This window comes from Streptomyces hygroscopicus (assembly GCF_026168105.1).
GTDB classification, from domain to species: domain Bacteria; phylum Actinomycetota; class Actinomycetes; order Streptomycetales; family Streptomycetaceae; genus Streptomyces; species Streptomyces hygroscopicus_D.
Genome location: NZ_LBMW01000089.1, coordinates 1 through 14,879, shown reverse-complemented (window position 1 = coordinate 14,879; position 14,879 = coordinate 1). Strand labels below are relative to the sequence as shown.

13 protein-coding genes are annotated in these 14,879 nt (G+C 71.4%); 5 read left to right on the top strand and 8 right to left on the bottom strand.

The annotated features are described in order from the left end of the window. Positions 1-436: 436 nt before the first annotated feature. On the top strand, positions 437-1,723 hold the full coding sequence (locus tag AAW14_RS38125) for a streptophobe family protein (protein WP_265569062.1): 1,287 nt from the start codon (positions 437-439) through the stop codon (positions 1,721-1,723). 22 nt (positions 1,724-1,745) lie between these two features. Here the strand turns inward: AAW14_RS38125 and AAW14_RS38120 are convergent, their stop codons facing one another. Genes AAW14_RS38120 through AAW14_RS38105 form a run of 4 tightly spaced genes read right to left on the bottom strand, consistent with a single transcriptional unit; the run spans position 1,746 to position 6,191 of the window. Next, on the bottom strand, positions 1,746-2,711 hold the full coding sequence (locus AAW14_RS38120) for a serine/threonine-protein kinase (protein WP_265569061.1): 966 nt from the start codon (positions 2,709-2,711) through the stop codon (positions 1,746-1,748). Next, the gene (locus AAW14_RS38115; RefSeq protein WP_265569060.1) at positions 2,711-3,388 is read right to left on the bottom strand and encodes a hypothetical protein; all 678 of its coding nucleotides are present in this window, start codon (positions 3,386-3,388) and stop codon (positions 2,711-2,713) included. Before AAW14_RS38115 ends, AAW14_RS38120 begins: the two co-directional genes overlap by 1 nt. Positions 3,389-3,393: 5 nt before the next feature. Continuing rightward, positions 3,394-5,721, bottom strand: coding sequence for an FHA domain-containing protein (locus AAW14_RS38110; RefSeq protein WP_265569059.1), 2,328 nt, complete (start codon positions 5,719-5,721; stop codon positions 3,394-3,396). 59 nt (positions 5,722-5,780) lie between these two features. Beyond that, the gene (locus AAW14_RS38105) at positions 5,781-6,191 is read right to left on the bottom strand and encodes a hypothetical protein (protein ID WP_265569057.1); all 411 of its coding nucleotides are present in this window, start codon (positions 6,189-6,191) and stop codon (positions 5,781-5,783) included. A gap of 403 nt (positions 6,192-6,594) precedes the next feature. On the opposite strand from AAW14_RS38105, the gene AAW14_RS38100 reads away from it, so the two are divergent. After that, positions 6,595-6,981, top strand: coding sequence for a nuclear transport factor 2 family protein (locus AAW14_RS38100; RefSeq protein WP_265569056.1), 387 nt, complete (start codon positions 6,595-6,597; stop codon positions 6,979-6,981). A 78-nt stretch (positions 6,982-7,059) separates the two neighbouring features. On the opposite strand, the gene AAW14_RS38095 is transcribed toward AAW14_RS38100, so the two are convergent. After that, positions 7,060-9,639 (bottom strand): ATP-dependent Clp protease ATP-binding subunit, encoded by a 2,580-nt coding sequence (locus AAW14_RS38095; protein ID WP_265569055.1) that lies wholly within the window; start codon positions 9,637-9,639, stop codon positions 7,060-7,062. Positions 9,640-9,858: 219 nt separating this feature from the next. On the opposite strand from AAW14_RS38095, the gene AAW14_RS38090 reads away from it, so the two are divergent. Then, the gene (locus AAW14_RS38090) at positions 9,859-10,140 is read left to right on the top strand and encodes a DUF1905 domain-containing protein (protein ID WP_265569054.1); all 282 of its coding nucleotides are present in this window, start codon (positions 9,859-9,861) and stop codon (positions 10,138-10,140) included. Positions 10,141-10,199: 59 nt separating this feature from the next. Here AAW14_RS38090 and mgrA read toward each other — a convergent pair whose 3' ends face one another. After that, positions 10,200-11,189, bottom strand: coding sequence for an L-glyceraldehyde 3-phosphate reductase (gene mgrA / locus AAW14_RS38085; protein ID WP_265569053.1), 990 nt, complete (start codon positions 11,187-11,189; stop codon positions 10,200-10,202). A 120-nt stretch (positions 11,190-11,309) separates the two neighbouring features. Here mgrA and AAW14_RS38080 point away from each other — a divergent pair, with 120 nt between their 5' ends. Next, the gene (locus AAW14_RS38080) at positions 11,310-12,209 is read left to right on the top strand and encodes a LysR family transcriptional regulator (protein WP_265569052.1); all 900 of its coding nucleotides are present in this window, start codon (positions 11,310-11,312) and stop codon (positions 12,207-12,209) included. Positions 12,210-12,284: 75 nt separating this feature from the next. Beyond that, positions 12,285-12,800 (top strand): mycothiol transferase, encoded by a 516-nt coding sequence (locus AAW14_RS38075; RefSeq protein ID WP_265569051.1) that lies wholly within the window; start codon positions 12,285-12,287, stop codon positions 12,798-12,800. Here AAW14_RS38075 and AAW14_RS38070 read toward each other — a convergent pair. After that, on the bottom strand, positions 12,782-13,852 hold the full coding sequence (locus AAW14_RS38070; protein ID WP_265569050.1) for an adenosine deaminase: 1,071 nt from the start codon (positions 13,850-13,852) through the stop codon (positions 12,782-12,784). The genes AAW14_RS38075 and AAW14_RS38070 overlap by 19 nt on opposite strands. A gap of 34 nt (positions 13,853-13,886) precedes the next feature. Then, positions 13,887-14,279: a VOC family protein gene (locus AAW14_RS38065; protein ID WP_265569049.1), complete on the bottom strand. Its 393-nt coding sequence runs from the start codon at positions 14,277-14,279 to the stop codon at positions 13,887-13,889. Between the last annotated feature and the right edge of the window lie 600 nt (positions 14,280-14,879).

Here is a 14,879-nt window from a genome sequence, read left to right as displayed (position 1 = left end):
CACCGGGGCCGGGCGGACCGCCGGGGCCGGGAGGGCCGCCGGCACCGCCGCCGGGCGGTCCGAGCCGCACACCGCCGTCGTCGGGCCGTGTGGGACTCGGCCGGGAGGGGCCCGCCAACGGGCCCGACGGAGGCCCCTTGGGGCGGTCGGAGGACGGCGGTTCGGAACTCACGGGCACTTCCTCCCGGCGTGGGCGCAGACGACACTGCAGGCGTTACGCACTACTTGCACAGCTTGCACATCAGTTGCACTGCTTGCACCGCCTTGATCCTCAACAGACCTATTGTGTGCCGGAGTCAGGGACGGGCCGCAAGCGGAGACGGTCCTCGTGACGGGCGGGCGGGCAACAGCCGTGCGGCATGACGGGGGTGTGACACCCCGACGCGGTCGGCCCACCCGGCGAGCGGACCGCCAAGAGGCTGCCTAGCGTGGCAGCGTGAGCGCCCCGACCTCGTCCGACCGGGCCGTCGCCCCGACCGGCGGGCGGCCGACGGCTCCGCACGGCTGGGTCCAGGCCCTCGTCACGGTGCTGGCCGGACTGGTCGTCATGGCCGTGCTCGGCGCGCTCGGGCTGTGGGCGGCGGGCGGGACCGACCTCCCCGACAACGGGTTTCCCCGAGTGGTCGTGGCCACCGTCGTCGTGGCGGTCGGCGGTACCGTGAAGCTCGCGGGCGACGCCGGCGCGCTCGCCGGCACCCGGGCGGAACTGACGGTGATGCCGCTGTCGGTTTCGCTGGCCGGGGCACTGGTGATCGCCGCGGGATTCCTGCGCCCTCTGCGCCACCGGGCCGTCGCCGGCGCGCCCGAACTGGCGGGCTGGGCCGCCCGGATCGCCGTGGTGTGGCTGCTGGCGCTCATCGGACTCGCGTCGGCGGCCCGGCAGACGTTCGCGATCCCGCTGGGCAACGGGACGATCGGCGACATCGGGGACCTGTTCGGCATCTCCCCGAAGATCGGCTACACCACGGATCTGCCATCGACGGTGCTGTTCGGGCTGTTGTGGCTGGCGGGCGTGCTCGTCCTCGCCCTGCTGGTCTCGCGCGCGGCACCGCTCCCGGCCCGCCTGCTGCGTTTCCAGGAGTCGGTGCGCCCCGCCGCGTACGCCATGGTGGCCCTGCTCCTCGCGTACGTCGTTCTCGGCGTCGTCGTCGCACTAGTGGTGGCGGCGACGCGCGGGCACCCCGCCGAGACGTGGGCGGTCATCCTGCTGGGGCTGCCCAACGTGGTGTGGCCGGTGTTCACCATTGGTCTGGGGGCGACCTGGAGGGGGCGTGTGGACGGGCCGTTCGGGCTGCCCATGCCGCATCTGCTGGACGAGGTGCTGCGCACGCGCGGGGTCTCGACGCTCAACCTGGGCACGCTCGCCGCCCACGACGGCCGGGTGTGGTGGCTCGTGGTCGTCGACGCCGTACTGGTTCTCGCCGCCGCCTTCGTGATGGCGGCCCGCTCACCGGCCCGGATTCCGCCGTGGCAGCACGCCGTGCGGATGGCCGTCGCCCTGGTGCTGACCGTGCTCATGATCTGCCTGGTCGGCCGCGTGTTGGCGCACTACGGTCTGTCGCTCATCGGTGTCGGCGACCTGGGCGGCGGGCTGTCCGGGGTGCTCCTCCTGTGGCCGGAGCCGTGGAGCGCGCTCGGTCTGGCCGCCCTGTGGGGGCTGGCCTGGGGATTCGTCGGCGGACTGCTCGCCCGGGGGGTACGCCGACGGGGCGAGGTGCCCTAGGAGTTCCCCGGCCCCATGCGCCTCAACGGCGGAACACGGGGCGGGCCCAGTCCGGCGGCGCGGGCACCTCGGGGTGTCCCGCCGGGGTGGGCGCAAGGCTCGCCCGGCCGGTGCCCGCCGTGGCCGCGCGCAGGGCCGCCACAAACGCGAGGCACGAGCCGTAGCGGTCGTCCGGGCTCTTGGCCAGCGCCTTCGCGAAGACCGTGTCGACGGCGTCCTCGAGGTCGGGGCACAGCCGGGTGAGCGGGGGCGGCTGGTCGTACTGGTGTGCCCAGAGCAGGGCCATGTCGTCGTCGCGCTGGAAGGGCGGCCGGCCGGACAGGGTCTCGTAGACCACGCAGCCGAGCCCGTAGACGTCGCAGCGCCCGTCGACCGGCTTCCCGGAGATCTGCTCGGGCGCGACGTAGTCGAGCGTGCCCACGAACTGGCCGACCGTGGTGAACCCGGACAGTGACAACGACTTCTTCGTGAGGCCGAAGTCCGTCAGGTAGACGTGCTCGGGGTGGTCGCTGTCCGTTCCCTCGGCCACCAGGATGTTGCCGGGTTTGACATCTCGGTGCACCAGGCCGTGGTCGTGCGCCGCGTCCAGCGCCGAAGCCACCTGGGTGGCGATCCTGAGCGCGGTCGCCGGCGGCAGCGGACCCTCGCGGTCGAGCAGGGCGCGCAGGTCGCGTCCGGCGACGTACCGCATGGCGATGTACAGCACGCCGTCCGCCTCGCCCGCCTCGTAGATCGGCACGATGTGCGGGTGGTCGATGGCCGCGGCCACCCGGGACTCATGTGTGAAGCGGCGCCGGAAGGTCTCGTTGCGGGCCAGTTCGGGCGCGAGCAGCTTCAGCGCGACCGTGCGGTCCAGGCGCAGGTCCTGGGCTCGGTAGACGACGGCCATCCCGCCGCGGCCGATCTCGTGCTCGATCCGGTAACCGGCGATCCGTCGGCCGTTCGGTGCGGAGGGGCGCCCGGAGAACGGGCCGGTGTCACGCGCCATCATCGGTCACCGGGGGGACGGGGAACGTGGCGGGTCGGTTCGTGGCCGTGCGCGTCCGCGGTGCCGGACTTCTCTCCGGTGCCAGACGGTTCCCGCGTGGCCGGTGGCTCCTCCGCAGCCGTCACCCCCTCGGCGGCCGAAGGCTCCCCCGCAGCCGTCGGCCGCCCCTCCGCCGACAGCTCCCGCGCGGCCGACGGCTCTGCGGTGGTCGCGTAGGTGCTCAGCCGTGTGCCCTCGCAGTAGGCCCATCGCTCCTGCACGGCGTCGTACAGCCACAGGGACTCCCCGTCGACGACGACCCCGATCCTCAGACCCCGCGTACGCTCACGGAACGACTCGCCGTCCAGGCGCCCGGCCACGAGGTCGTCGGCCGCCGCGCGGTAGTGGGCGAGTGCCTCCTCCGCGCGGGCCAGCAGCGGGCGCGGATCGGCCGTCCCGGAGGGCGGGCCGCCCGCGAGGGGCGGTCCCTGTGGTACGGCGACCAGGAGGCGGCCGTCGACCCACGCCGACCAGCCGTTGGCACACACGACACGGCCCCAGTCACCGCGCCGGTCGACGAGCTGCACGGGCAGCAGGGCGTCGAGCGGAACCGTGGGCCGGGAGGGGGCCGGAGTCTCCCAGGCGGGCATGCCGTCGCGCGGGACGACGTGGGTCGGGCGGAAGCCTGACGTGGTCATCGCCGCTACTTCCGCATCACCGCGGGCTCGTGCCGGCGCAGGAGACGCACCACGGCCCATCCGCAGGCGGCCGAGAGCACGACGAGCATGCCGAGATCGAGCAGCCAGATGCCCGTCTCGTGCCGGAACAGGGGATCCGTCTTGTCGGGTGCCAGCCGCGCCAGGCCGATCGTGGCCGCCATCGCCCCGAACGCCCATCGCGACGGCACGAGCCATGACAGCTGGTCGAGCACCGCCACGTTGTCCAGCGTCAGCAGGGCACCGCAGAACACCACCTGGACGATGGCGAGGAGCACCAGCAACGGCATGGTGACCTCCTCCTTGCGCACCAGGGCGGAGACCAGCAGACCGAGCATCATCGCGGTGAACGCCAACAGGGCGACGGCAATGGTGATCTCCACGAGCGGAGGCAGCAACACGCCCTTTCCACCCGGTGCGTTGAGGTCGACGCCGAGCAGCGCCACCAGGGTCAGCGCGATCGCCTGCAGCACGGTGACGGTGCCCAGCACCACGACCTTGGACATCAGATATGCCGATCTGGACAGACCGACGGCCCGCTCCCGCTGGTAGATCACCCGCTCTTTGACGAGTTCGCGCACGGCGTTGGCCGCACCGGTCAGCACGGCCCCGACACACAGGATGAGCAGGGCGTTCAGCGCCGTTTCCGGGGTGAACCTGCCCTTGGCCAGGGCCCGGGCCATGGCGCCCATCACGAACGGCAGAGCCACCATGATGACGAGGAACGTGCGGTCGGCGCCGAGGGCGGCCGCGTACCGCCTGACCAGCGTGCCGAGCTGGGCGCCCCAGCTCTGGGCGTGGGGCGGCGGGCCGACCGCCGCGGACGGGGCGGCTCCGGCCAGGTGCGGCTGTGCGGACGCGTTGACGACGTACTGCCGATGGAACGGCGAGTCGCGGTACTCCCCCGCCCAGTCCCGGTCGTGGTCCCGCTCGAAGGCCTCGAAGGCCTCCGGCCACTGCTCGAAGCCGAAGAACGGCAGCGTGTCGTCCGGCGGCCCGTAGTAGGCGACCCGGCCGCCCGGGGCGAGCACCAGGAGGCGGTCGCAGACGTCCAGGCTGAGCACGCTGTGGGTGACGACGATGACGGTGCGGCCGTCATCGGCGAGGCCGCGCAGCATGCGCATCACCGAGCGGTCCATGCCCGGGTCGAGGCCCGAGGTGGGCTCGTCGAGGAAGAGCAGGGACGGTTTGGTGAGCAGTTCCAGGGCCACGCTGACGCGTTTGCGCTGGCCGCCGGAGAGACTCTGGACGGTCTGATCGGCCCGCTGCCGGAGGCCGAGTTCGCGGATCACCTCGTCGACCCGGGCCCGGCGCTCCTCCCTTGCCGTGTCCTGGGGGAAGCGCAGCTCGGCGGCGTAGGTGAGGGCACGGCGGACGGTCAGCTGGGCGTGCAGGATGTCGTCCTGCGGGACCAGTCCGATGCGCTGGCGCAGCTCGGCGTAGTCGCGATACAGGTCACGGCCGTCGTACAGGACGGTGCCGCGGTCCGCGGGGCGCTGGCCGGTCAGGGCGTTCAGCAGCGTGGACTTGCCTGCTCCGCTGGGTCCGACCACGGCGAGCAGGCATTTGGCGCCGACGGGGAACGACACATCGTCGAGGAGGGTCCTGCGCCCTCGGTCGACCCGTACGGTCAGGTCCTGCACATCGAGCGAGACTTCGCCGGTGTCGACGTACTCCTGCAGCTCGTCGCCGACCAGACAGTACGAGACGTGGCCGATGCCCACGATGTCACCCGGCGTGACCGGGGCGCGGGTGACGGGCCGGCCGTTGAGGAAGGTGCCGTTGTGGCTGCCGACGTCGACGATCTCGTACGTCCCGTCCGGGTGCGCCTGTAGCTCGGCGTGCCGGCGGGAGACCACCAGGTCGTCGATGACCAGGTCGTTGTCGGCGCCCCGGCCGATACGGACGGTACGGGTCGGCAACGGTCGCACGCTCGTCGGCTGCCGGAAGGTGCCCGTGGCGGCGGGCAGCAGGACCTGCGAGGGCCGCTCCGCCGTGCGGTCCACGAGGACCGCACAAGGGCCGTCCGAGGGGTTGGCGAAGTGGATCACGCTGCCGGCTCCGACGCCCCATTCGTGGACCCGGCGCCCGTCGGCGTACGTGCCGTTGGTGCTGTTCTCGTCCGCGAGCAGCCAGTGGCCGGCCTCGGGGCGCAGGACGGCGTGGTGCCAGGAGACCCGGTCGTCGTCCAGGACGATGTCGCTCGACGGGTCGCGGCCGACGTGGTAGTCGCGGCTCGGAGTCATCACCGTGGAGCCCGTCTCGGTCTCCAGGACGAGGACGGGCGCGGTCGGGGCGACCGTCCGCTCTTCCATGCCCTGAATTCTAGCTATTCGTCCACATGTGCGCCTGATCGGCGAGGGTCCTCGAGCAGTCAGGCGGCCGGCGTGGAGAGGGCGGGGACGAGGCGCTGCATTCGCAGCGCGTCCACGGACTCGGCGAGCAGTTCGTATTCGGTGGTGTCGTCGCTGATGGCGACGCGGACCAGCCTTCCGGCGGCCAATTCGTCGGCAGCCTGCTCCTGTTGCCGGGCGTCGCCGCACCAGGCGCGCAGCACTCCCGGCACATCGGGGACCGTGTCGGCGACGGGGGCGATGGAGTTCGGCGGGAAGAGGGGATCGCCGGGGTGGGGATCGAGCCGTTCGGCGATCCAGGAGGCGCGGTCACGCATCCACCACAGGGCGAGGGCGAGAGTGGGCGCGCGGTAGGTACCTAAGGGGACACCGACGCGCTGGCCTCCGCATATGCCGTATGCCGTCACATGGCACAGGAATTCGTCGTGCACGATCGTCCCCCAGTGCGGTGCTCGGTGCCGGGCCGGCCCGTGGTGCCTTGCATGCGCTCGCTGTGCACGCGGGCGACCCGGACGCCGCGCGGACGACGCACTTGTTCATGACCGAATCACCCTGTCACTCGAGTATCGTCACTACTGACACTCTGTCACCATGCCATTTCGGCCAGTCTCTTGGCATATTCATCGCCCATGGGTGGCCGAAACGAGGCAGGCTCTTCCCGCGCGCGTCCTCGCGCGACGCCCTCCCCCAAAAGCGGCGGCGCCCTTACCCGGGAGGTAATCGACGCCCCCGGGCGGGTCCGGGCATGGTTGCGATGTCGGCTCCCACCGCACACCACGACCCGGGATCCGGCTCCTGACCAGCGCCTACGACCTCGATGGAGGCTGATCCACCATGTCCGCCGACAACAACCGCTACGAGTCCGCCGTCGTCCGCTACTTCGAGGCGTGGAACGCACAAGACCCGCAGGCGCTGGCAAAGGCTGTCTCCGCCGCCTGGACCGCGGACGGAAGCTACACCGACCCACTCGCCGACGTCAGCGGGCACGAGCAGATCGCGGCTGTGATCGCGGCGGCGCACGAGCAGTTCCCGGGTTTCTCCTTCCGGCTCTCGGGCGCCGTCGACGGGCACCATGATCTCGCCCGTTTCACCTGGGAGCTGGTGAGCGAGGCGGACGGCTCGGCGCCCGTCGCCGGTTTCGACGTGATCACCCTGGCCGACGACGGACGCATCCGCGGTGTCCACGGGTTCCTGGACCGCGTCCCGGCGGGCACGGCCTAGCAGACCTGCGGGTCCCGGCCCGGGAAACGGCCGGGCCGACTCGGGACACACGCCCTCGAGCCGGCCCGGCGTGCCGCTCTACTCGGGTTCGTCGGTGAACTTCGCGTCGATGATGCCCCCTGTGTCCGGCTTGTCCTTGCCCGTCGTTCCCTTGCCCTCCGTCGTTCCCTCGGCTTCCGCCGTCTCCTTGGCGTGCGCGGCCTGCCCCTGAGGGGTCTTCGCCTTGAGGCCCAGGGTCAGCTCGTCCTGCACGACATCGACGATGACGGTGTCGCCGGGGTTGAGCGTGCCGTCCAGCAGCATGTTCGACAGACGGTTGTCGAGCTCGGTCTGGATCGTGCGGCGCAGCGGCCGGGCACCGAACTCCGGCTGGTAGCCGCGGTCGGCCAGCCACTCCTTGGCCGCGTCCGTGACCTCCAGCTGGACGCCCTGCCCGTGCAGACGGCGCCGGGTGCCCTCGAGGAGCAGGTCGACGATCTGGACCAGTTCCTCGCGGCCCAGCGAGTGGAAGGTGATCACTTCGTCGATCCGGTTGAGGAACTCGGGGCGGAAGTGCGCCTGCAGCTCCGCCATCAGATCGTCCCTGATCTCCTCGATGTCGCCGGTGTGGTCGAGGATGTGCTTGGAGGCGATGTTGCTGGTCATGATGACGACGGTGTTGCGGAAGTCGACCGTGCGCCCCCGGGCGTCGGTCAGCCGCCCGTCGTCCAGGACCTGCAGCAGCAGGTTGAACACGTCCGGGTGGGCCTTCTCCACCTCGTCGAAGAGCACGACGCTGTACGGCTTGCGGCGCACCGCCTCGGTGAGCTGGCCTGCCTCCTCGTAGCCGACGTAGCCGGGCGGGGAGCCGACGAGACGGGAGACGGTGTGCTTCTCCTGGAACTCGCTCATGTCGAACCGGATCATACGGTCGGGGTCACCGAAGAGCAGCTCCGCGAGTGCCTTGGCCAGTTCGGTCTTGCCGACACCGGTGGGGCCGAGGAAGAGGAAGCTGCCGGTGGGCCGGTTGGGGTCGCCCATGCCGGCCCGGCCGCGGCGCACGGCCTGGGCCACCGCGGTGACCGCCTGGTCCTGGCCGATGACGCGCTGGTGCAGCAACTCCTCCAGCTTCAGCAGCCGCTCGCGTTCGGTCTCGGTCAGCTGGGAGACCGGGATGCCGGTACGTGCGGAGAGGACCTCGGCGATGTCCTCGACGGTGACGCTGGGAGTCGTCGGTGCACCGCCCTCGCTGATCTGCGAGAGCTGCCGTTCCGCCTCGGTTATCTGCCGCTTGATGTCACTGGCGCGCTCGAAGTCCTCGGTGCTGACGGCCTCGTCCTTCTCCCGGCGCAGCCGGCTCAGACGTTCCTCGAGCTCCGCGACTTCGGTGTCGCCGACGGTGCGCAGGGCGACCCGGGCACCCGCCTGGTCCATGAGGTCGATCGCCTTGTCGGGCAGGAACCGGTCACTGACGTAGCGGTCGGAGAGGGTGGCCGCGGCATCCAACGCCTCGTCCGTGTAACGGACTTGGTGGTGGGCCTCGTAGGAGTCGCGCAGCCCTCGGAGAATCTCGATCGTCTCCTCGACGGTGGGCTCGGGCACCATGACCGGCTGGAAGCGCCGTTCGAGCGCCGCATCCTTCTCGATGTGCTTGCGGTACTCGTCCAGGGTGGTCGCGCCGACGACGCTGAGGTCACCGCGAGCGAGCGCGGGCTTGAGGATGTTACCGGCGTCCATGGAGCCCTCGCCGGTGGCGCCCGCGCCGACAACCTGGTGCAGTTCGTCGATGAAGAGGACGATCCCCTTCTTGGCCTCGGTGACCTCGTCGATGACCTTCTTCAGGCGTTCCTCGAACTGGCCCCGGTACTGCGATCCGGCGACGAGGCCCGCCATGTCGAGCGCCACCACACGGCGGTCCTTCAAGACCCTGGGCACCTCTCCGGCGACGATGCGATGGGCGAGGCCCTCGACGATCGCGGTCTTGCCGACTCCCGGGTCGCCGATGAGGACGGGGTTGTTCTTGGTACGGCGGGAGAGGACCTCGACCGTCTGCTCGATCTCGTTGGCCCGGCCGACCACGGGGTCGAGGCGGCCGCTGCGCGCCTCGTCGGTCAGGTCGCGGCCGTACTCGTCGAGCGTCGGGGTGTCGGGGTGCCCGGCCGCGGCACGCTCTTTGCGGGCGCTGCCCAGCGCACCCGGCGAGGCGCCCTCGGCCTGGAGAGTCTGGGCCAGCGGAGAGCGCTGGTCCTCGAGGAGCGCGGCGAGGATGTGCTCGGGGCCGATGTACGAGGAACCGGCCGCCTGGGAGCGGGCGTGGGCGGCAAGCAGGGCACGCTTGGCCGTCGGCGTCAGCGCGGGCTCGCCGGTGCCGGTCCCGGACGACAGGGATTCCTGCAGGTCCCGGGCGAGCCGGTCCGGATCCACGCCGGCCTGCTCGAGCACCTGGCGGGCGGCCGGCACCTGCGTGGCGGCCCACAGCAGGTGCACGGCGTCGAGATCGGACCCGTCCTCAGCCGCCCGGGTGCCCGCGGTGGCGAGCAGTTCGTGTGCGGAATCACTGAGAAGACGTCCGATGGGGACGCGTTGCACGGCCGGCGGGGAGGTCGCCGGGCTCATGCCGAAGAAGCGGTTGAAGAGCTCGGAGAACGGATCTCCGGACCCGAAGGGCGAGATGCTCACGATTGGCCACCCGTCCGGGGCGACACACGGCCGCGTATCGCCCGCCGTAGTCCTTTTGCCCGTACCTGCCCAGTCTTGGACACCTCGTCCGGCATCACAACCGCAGGGCCCCTCGGGGAAGACAAGGGATTTGGTGGTGTTCTCCTCCACCGATGAGTTTCCCCCTTCCCGTCGGTCATGTCCGCAGGAGACGGAAAGCCATCAGGAGCGGAGGATCCGATGAGCACGAGCGGCACACTGGACGAGCAGTTCACCGCCGTCCTGCGGAAGAGCCCGGCCCGCGGGGCCTGGACCTATCTCGTATGGCCCGATTCCGCCGCGTTCTTCGGGACGCGCGGCCTGGTCAAGGTGCGGGGCACGATCGACGGCCACCCCTTCCGCAGCTCGTTCATGGCGCTGGGCGACGGCACCCACAAACTCCCTGTGAAGGCCGACCTACGGAAAGCGATCGGAAAGGAGGCGGGTGACTCGGTGACCGTGCACCTGCACGAACGGCTCTAGGAGCAGAGCGGCCGACCACCTGCAGGCGAGGGCGGCACAACGCCTCGCCGCCCGGCCGACTACCCCTTGACGACCGCGTCGATCCGGGCGAGTTCGTCCGCGGCGAAGTCGGAATTGCGGATCGCCGCGACACTGTCCGCCAGCTGCTGCGGGCTGCTCGCACCAACCAGGGCCGAGGTCACCCGGCCGCCGCGCAGCACCCAGGCCAGGGCCATCTGCGCCAGCGACTGGCCCCGGGACCTGGCGATGTCGTCGAGCGCGCGCAGCTGACCGACCAGGTCCTCGGTGACGGAGTCGGCGGTGAGGAACGGGCTGTCGCTCGCGGCCCGCGAACCCTCCGGGATTCCGTCGAGGTATCGGGTGGTCAACAGGCCCTGTTCCAGCGGCGAGTAGGCGATCGAGCCGACCTGGAGTTCGTCCAGGGTGTCCAGAAGCCCGCCTTCGGGGCGGCGGTCGAGCATCGAGTACCGCGGCTGGTGGATGAGCAGCGGGGTGCCCAGTTCACCCAGGATGCGGGCGGCCTCGCGGGTCTGCTCCGGCGAGTAGTTGGACACGCCGACGTAGAGCGCCTTGCCCTGCTGGACCGCCGAGTGCAGGGCCCCCATGGTCTCCTCCATGGGAGTCTCGGGGTCCGGGCGGTGCGAGTAGAAGATGTCGACGTACTCCAGGCCCATCCGCTTCAGGCTCTGGTCGAGCGAGGACAGCAGGTACTTGCGGGAACCCCATTCGCCGTACGGGCCCGGCCACATGAGATGGCCGGCCTTCGTGGAGATGACCAGCTCGTCGCGGTAGGTCGCGAAGTCCGCCCCGAGGGCGTCACCGAGGGCGGACTCGGCGGCGCCGGGCGGCGGCCCGTAGTTGTTGGCCAGGTCGAAGTGGGTGACCCCGAGGTCGAAGGCGCGGCGCAGGATCTGCCGTTGGGTCTCCACGGGGCGGTCGGGGCCGAAGTTGTGCCACAGGCCGAGCGACAGCGCGGGCAGCTTCAGGCCGCTGCGTCCGGCGCGGCGGTAGGGCATGGCCTCGTAGCGAGCGGGATCTGCCGTGTACAACGTGCACTCCAGAAGGGGCGTTCCTGACGGGTCCTGACGACGCGGTCCACTGTCGCCCGACGGTCCGGCAGCGGTCCAACAGGGGAATCGGATGGGATTGAGCGTCTACGCTTCTCAATCATGGAATTGCGCCACCTCCAGCACTTCGTCGCGGTCGCCGAGGACCGCCACTTCACCCGGGCAGCGGAACGGCTGATGGTGTCGCAGTCGGGCCTGTCCGCGTCGGTCCGCGCCTTGGAGCGGGAGCTTCGGGCTCCGCTGTTCGTGCGCACCACCCGCAGCGTCACGCTCACGGAGGCGGGCCGCGCCCTGCTGGTGGAGGCGGAGCAGATCCTGGCCCAGGTGCGCGCGGCCCGCGAGGCGGTGGCCGCCGTCCAGGGCGTGCTGCGCGGCACGCTGTCGCTGGGCACCGAGCAGTGCATCGCCGGGGTGGACGTGGCCAGGCTGCTCGCCGGGTTCCGGCGACGGCACCCCCATGTGGAGATCAGGCTGCGGCAGGCGGGCTCGGGCGCGCTCGCCGAGGAGGTCGCGGCGGGCCGACTTGATCTGGCGTTCGCGGTGCGGACCCGGGCGGACACCGACCAGTTGCGGTCGGTCCCGCTGACGAGCGAGCCGATGACCGTGCTCTGCCACCCGTCCCACCCCCTCGCGGACGGCGGGCCGGTGACCCCTGAGGGGCTGGGCGGCGAGGCGTTCGTCGACTTCCACCCGGACTGGGGGCCGCGCCGGACGACGGACGCCGCGTTCGCGCAGGCGGGCGTCCGTCGGACCGTGACGCTCGAGGTCAACGACGTGCACAGCCTGCTGGAGCTGGTCCACGAGGGGCTCGGCATCGCCGTCGTACCGCGCCACTACGGGCACAAGAGGGAGGCCTCCGCCCTCGTCTCGCTGCCGGTCAGGGGCGCGCCCGCGTACGAGACGGTGGCCATGCTGCCGCCGCACCGGGCGACCAGCCCGGCGGCCCGGGCGCTGATGAGCCTCGTCGCGGTGGGCGGGGAGGACGGGTCCCGGGAGGTCTGACCGCTCACCGGCGCCGCGGTGCGGGCGGCGTGGAATTGCCCGGCGCCAGGGGCCGCGATGCGCGAGGGTGGACCCATGCATGCAAAGGACATCCTCATCGACGCGTACGGCCGTATCCGGGAAGAGGTCCATGCCGCCGTCGACGGTCTGGGTCCGGACGACATCAACGCCCGGCCCGCCGGGGGCGCCAACTCCATCACGTGGCTGATCTGGCATCTGACCCGGGTGCAGGACGACCATGTCGCCGACGCCGCCGGTCTCGAGCAGGTCTGGCTGTCCCAAGGCTGGGAGAAGCGCTTCGGGCTCGATCTGCCGCGCCGGGACACGGGCTACGGCCACACCCCGCAGAAGGTCGCCAAGGTGCGGTTGGAGTCGGGCGACCTGCTCACCGGGTACTACGACGCGGTGCACGAGCAGACGCTCGCGTTTCTACGAGGACTGACCGCCAAGGACTTCGAACGCATCGTGGACGAGCGCTGGGATCCTCCGGTCAGCCTGGGCGTGCGACTCGTCAGCGTCCTGTCCGACGATCTGCAGCACGTCGGACAGGCCGCCTATGTACGGGGACTGCTTCAGAGCGCGGCGTCGTAACCGGGCAGGATCACGTCCCGGATGAGGGCGCTGCGCTCGTCGAACGGGATGAACGCACTCTTGACCGCGTTCACCGTGACCGTGCGCAGGTCCTCGACGCCCCAGCCCGCCTCCTCCACCAGCAAGGACATCTCACGGGTCATCGTCGTACCGGAGACCAGACGGTTGTCGGTGTTCAGGGTGACCCTGAAGCCCAGGTCCTTCAGCGCCGTGATCGGGTGCTCGGCGATCGAGGAGGCAGCGCCCGTCTGGAGGTTGGAGGTCGGGCACATCTCCAGTGCGATACGGCGGTCGCGCACCCAGCCCGCGAACCGGCCGAGCTTTCCGTCGACGATGTCCTCGGTGATGCGCACGCCGTGGCCGATGCGCTGGGCACCGCAGACCTGGAGGGCCTGGTGGATGCTCGGCAGGCCGTGTGCCTCGCCGGCGTGGATGGTGAACGGCACGCTCTCGCGGCGCAGGTACTCGAAGGCGGCCAGGTGGTCGGCGGGCGGGAAGCCGTCTTCGGCACCGGCGATGTCGAAGCCGACCACGCCGGCGTCACGGAACGCCACCGCCAGGTCGGCGATCTCCGGGCTGCGGTCGAACATGCGCATCCCGCACAGCAGGGTGCCGACCCGGACCGGGGTGCCGGCGGCCGCCGCCTTCGCCATGCCCGCGGCAAGACCCTCCTGCACGGTCTCGACGACCTCGGGCAGGGCGAGGCCGCCTGTCAGCATCAGTTCCGGGGCGTAGCGCACCTCGCCGTAGACGACGCCGTCCTCGGCCAGGTCGAGGACGTACTCCTCGGCGGTGCGCAGCAGACCCTCACGGGTCTGCATCACGGCGAGGGTGTGCTCGAAGGTGGCTATGTAGCGCACCAGGTCACCGGAGTTGGCGGCCTCGTAGTACCAGTCGGCGAGTGCCTGCGGGTCGGTGGTGGGCAGGGTGTGGCCGACCGTCTCCGCGAGTTCCACGAGGGTGGCGGGACGCAGACCGCCGTCGAGGTGGTCGTGCAGCACGGCCTTGGGGAGGCGGCGGATGGTGTCGGTGTCGATACGCGGGACGGTCATGTGCGGTGGTTCCTCGGCAGATGGTTCTCGGGGGTCACTCGGCGGGCTGGAGCAGGTCCCAGCGGTTGCCGTACAGGTCCTGGAAGACGGCGACCGTGCCGTACGGCTCGCGCCGCGTTTCCTCCAGGAAGGTCACGCCGGCCCTGGTCATCCGGGCGTGGTCATGGGCGAAGTCGTCGGTGTGCAGGAAGAAGCCCACGCGTCCGCCCGTCTGGTCGCCGACCCGGACCCGCTGGGTCTCGTCCTTGGCCCGGGCGAGCAGGAGCCCGGTGCCGTGACCGGTGGCGCCGGGCTCGACGACGACCCAGCGGGAGCCGTCCGGCCGCGGCTCGTCGACCGCGAGCCGGAACCCCAGGGCCTCGGTGTAGAACCGGATCGCCTCGTCGTAGTCGTCGACGACGAGGGTGACCAGGGCGATGCGTCTCATCGGGCCTTCCGGAGGGGGTACGGCGTTACGGCGTTATACGTAACACGCAGCGTACGGCATCCTGTCAAGTGGCCCGGTCGGGGGAGCGCCCGAGGCCGCTGCGAGCGCCCGCCCACACGACGTACGACGCCTGCGCGCGGCGCCCGGGGCGGGGGCTCACCGGGCTTGGCACCGGGGCTCGGGCCCGAGGCTCCCCGGGCACCCGACGTGGAACCGGCCGAGGACGGGCCGGGCCCGGGAGAGGGCCGAACCATCCCCCGGCCCACAACTCGAGGCGCCGCACCGGCCCGCGCCGTGACACGGCCCGGAACCGACCAGGCACGAGCGGAGGCCCGGGAAAAGACCGACCGATGCCCTCGCCAAGGGTCGACCGATGCCCTGGGCCCTGGGCCACACGGGTGCCCGACACCCGCCTCCCTCAGTGCTCCCGGCGGGCCGGTCAGTGGCTCTCTTCGCCCTGGGCGATCTCGACCTCGTGGTGGAAGCCGATGATTCCGGTCGCCGAGGCGCCGACGGAGACGGCGGCGCAGGCGATGAGGAGCGCGGCGATCCAGCGGGCGGCCCGGTGCGGCGCGCGGGGGGCCGCCAGCAGGGCGGCGA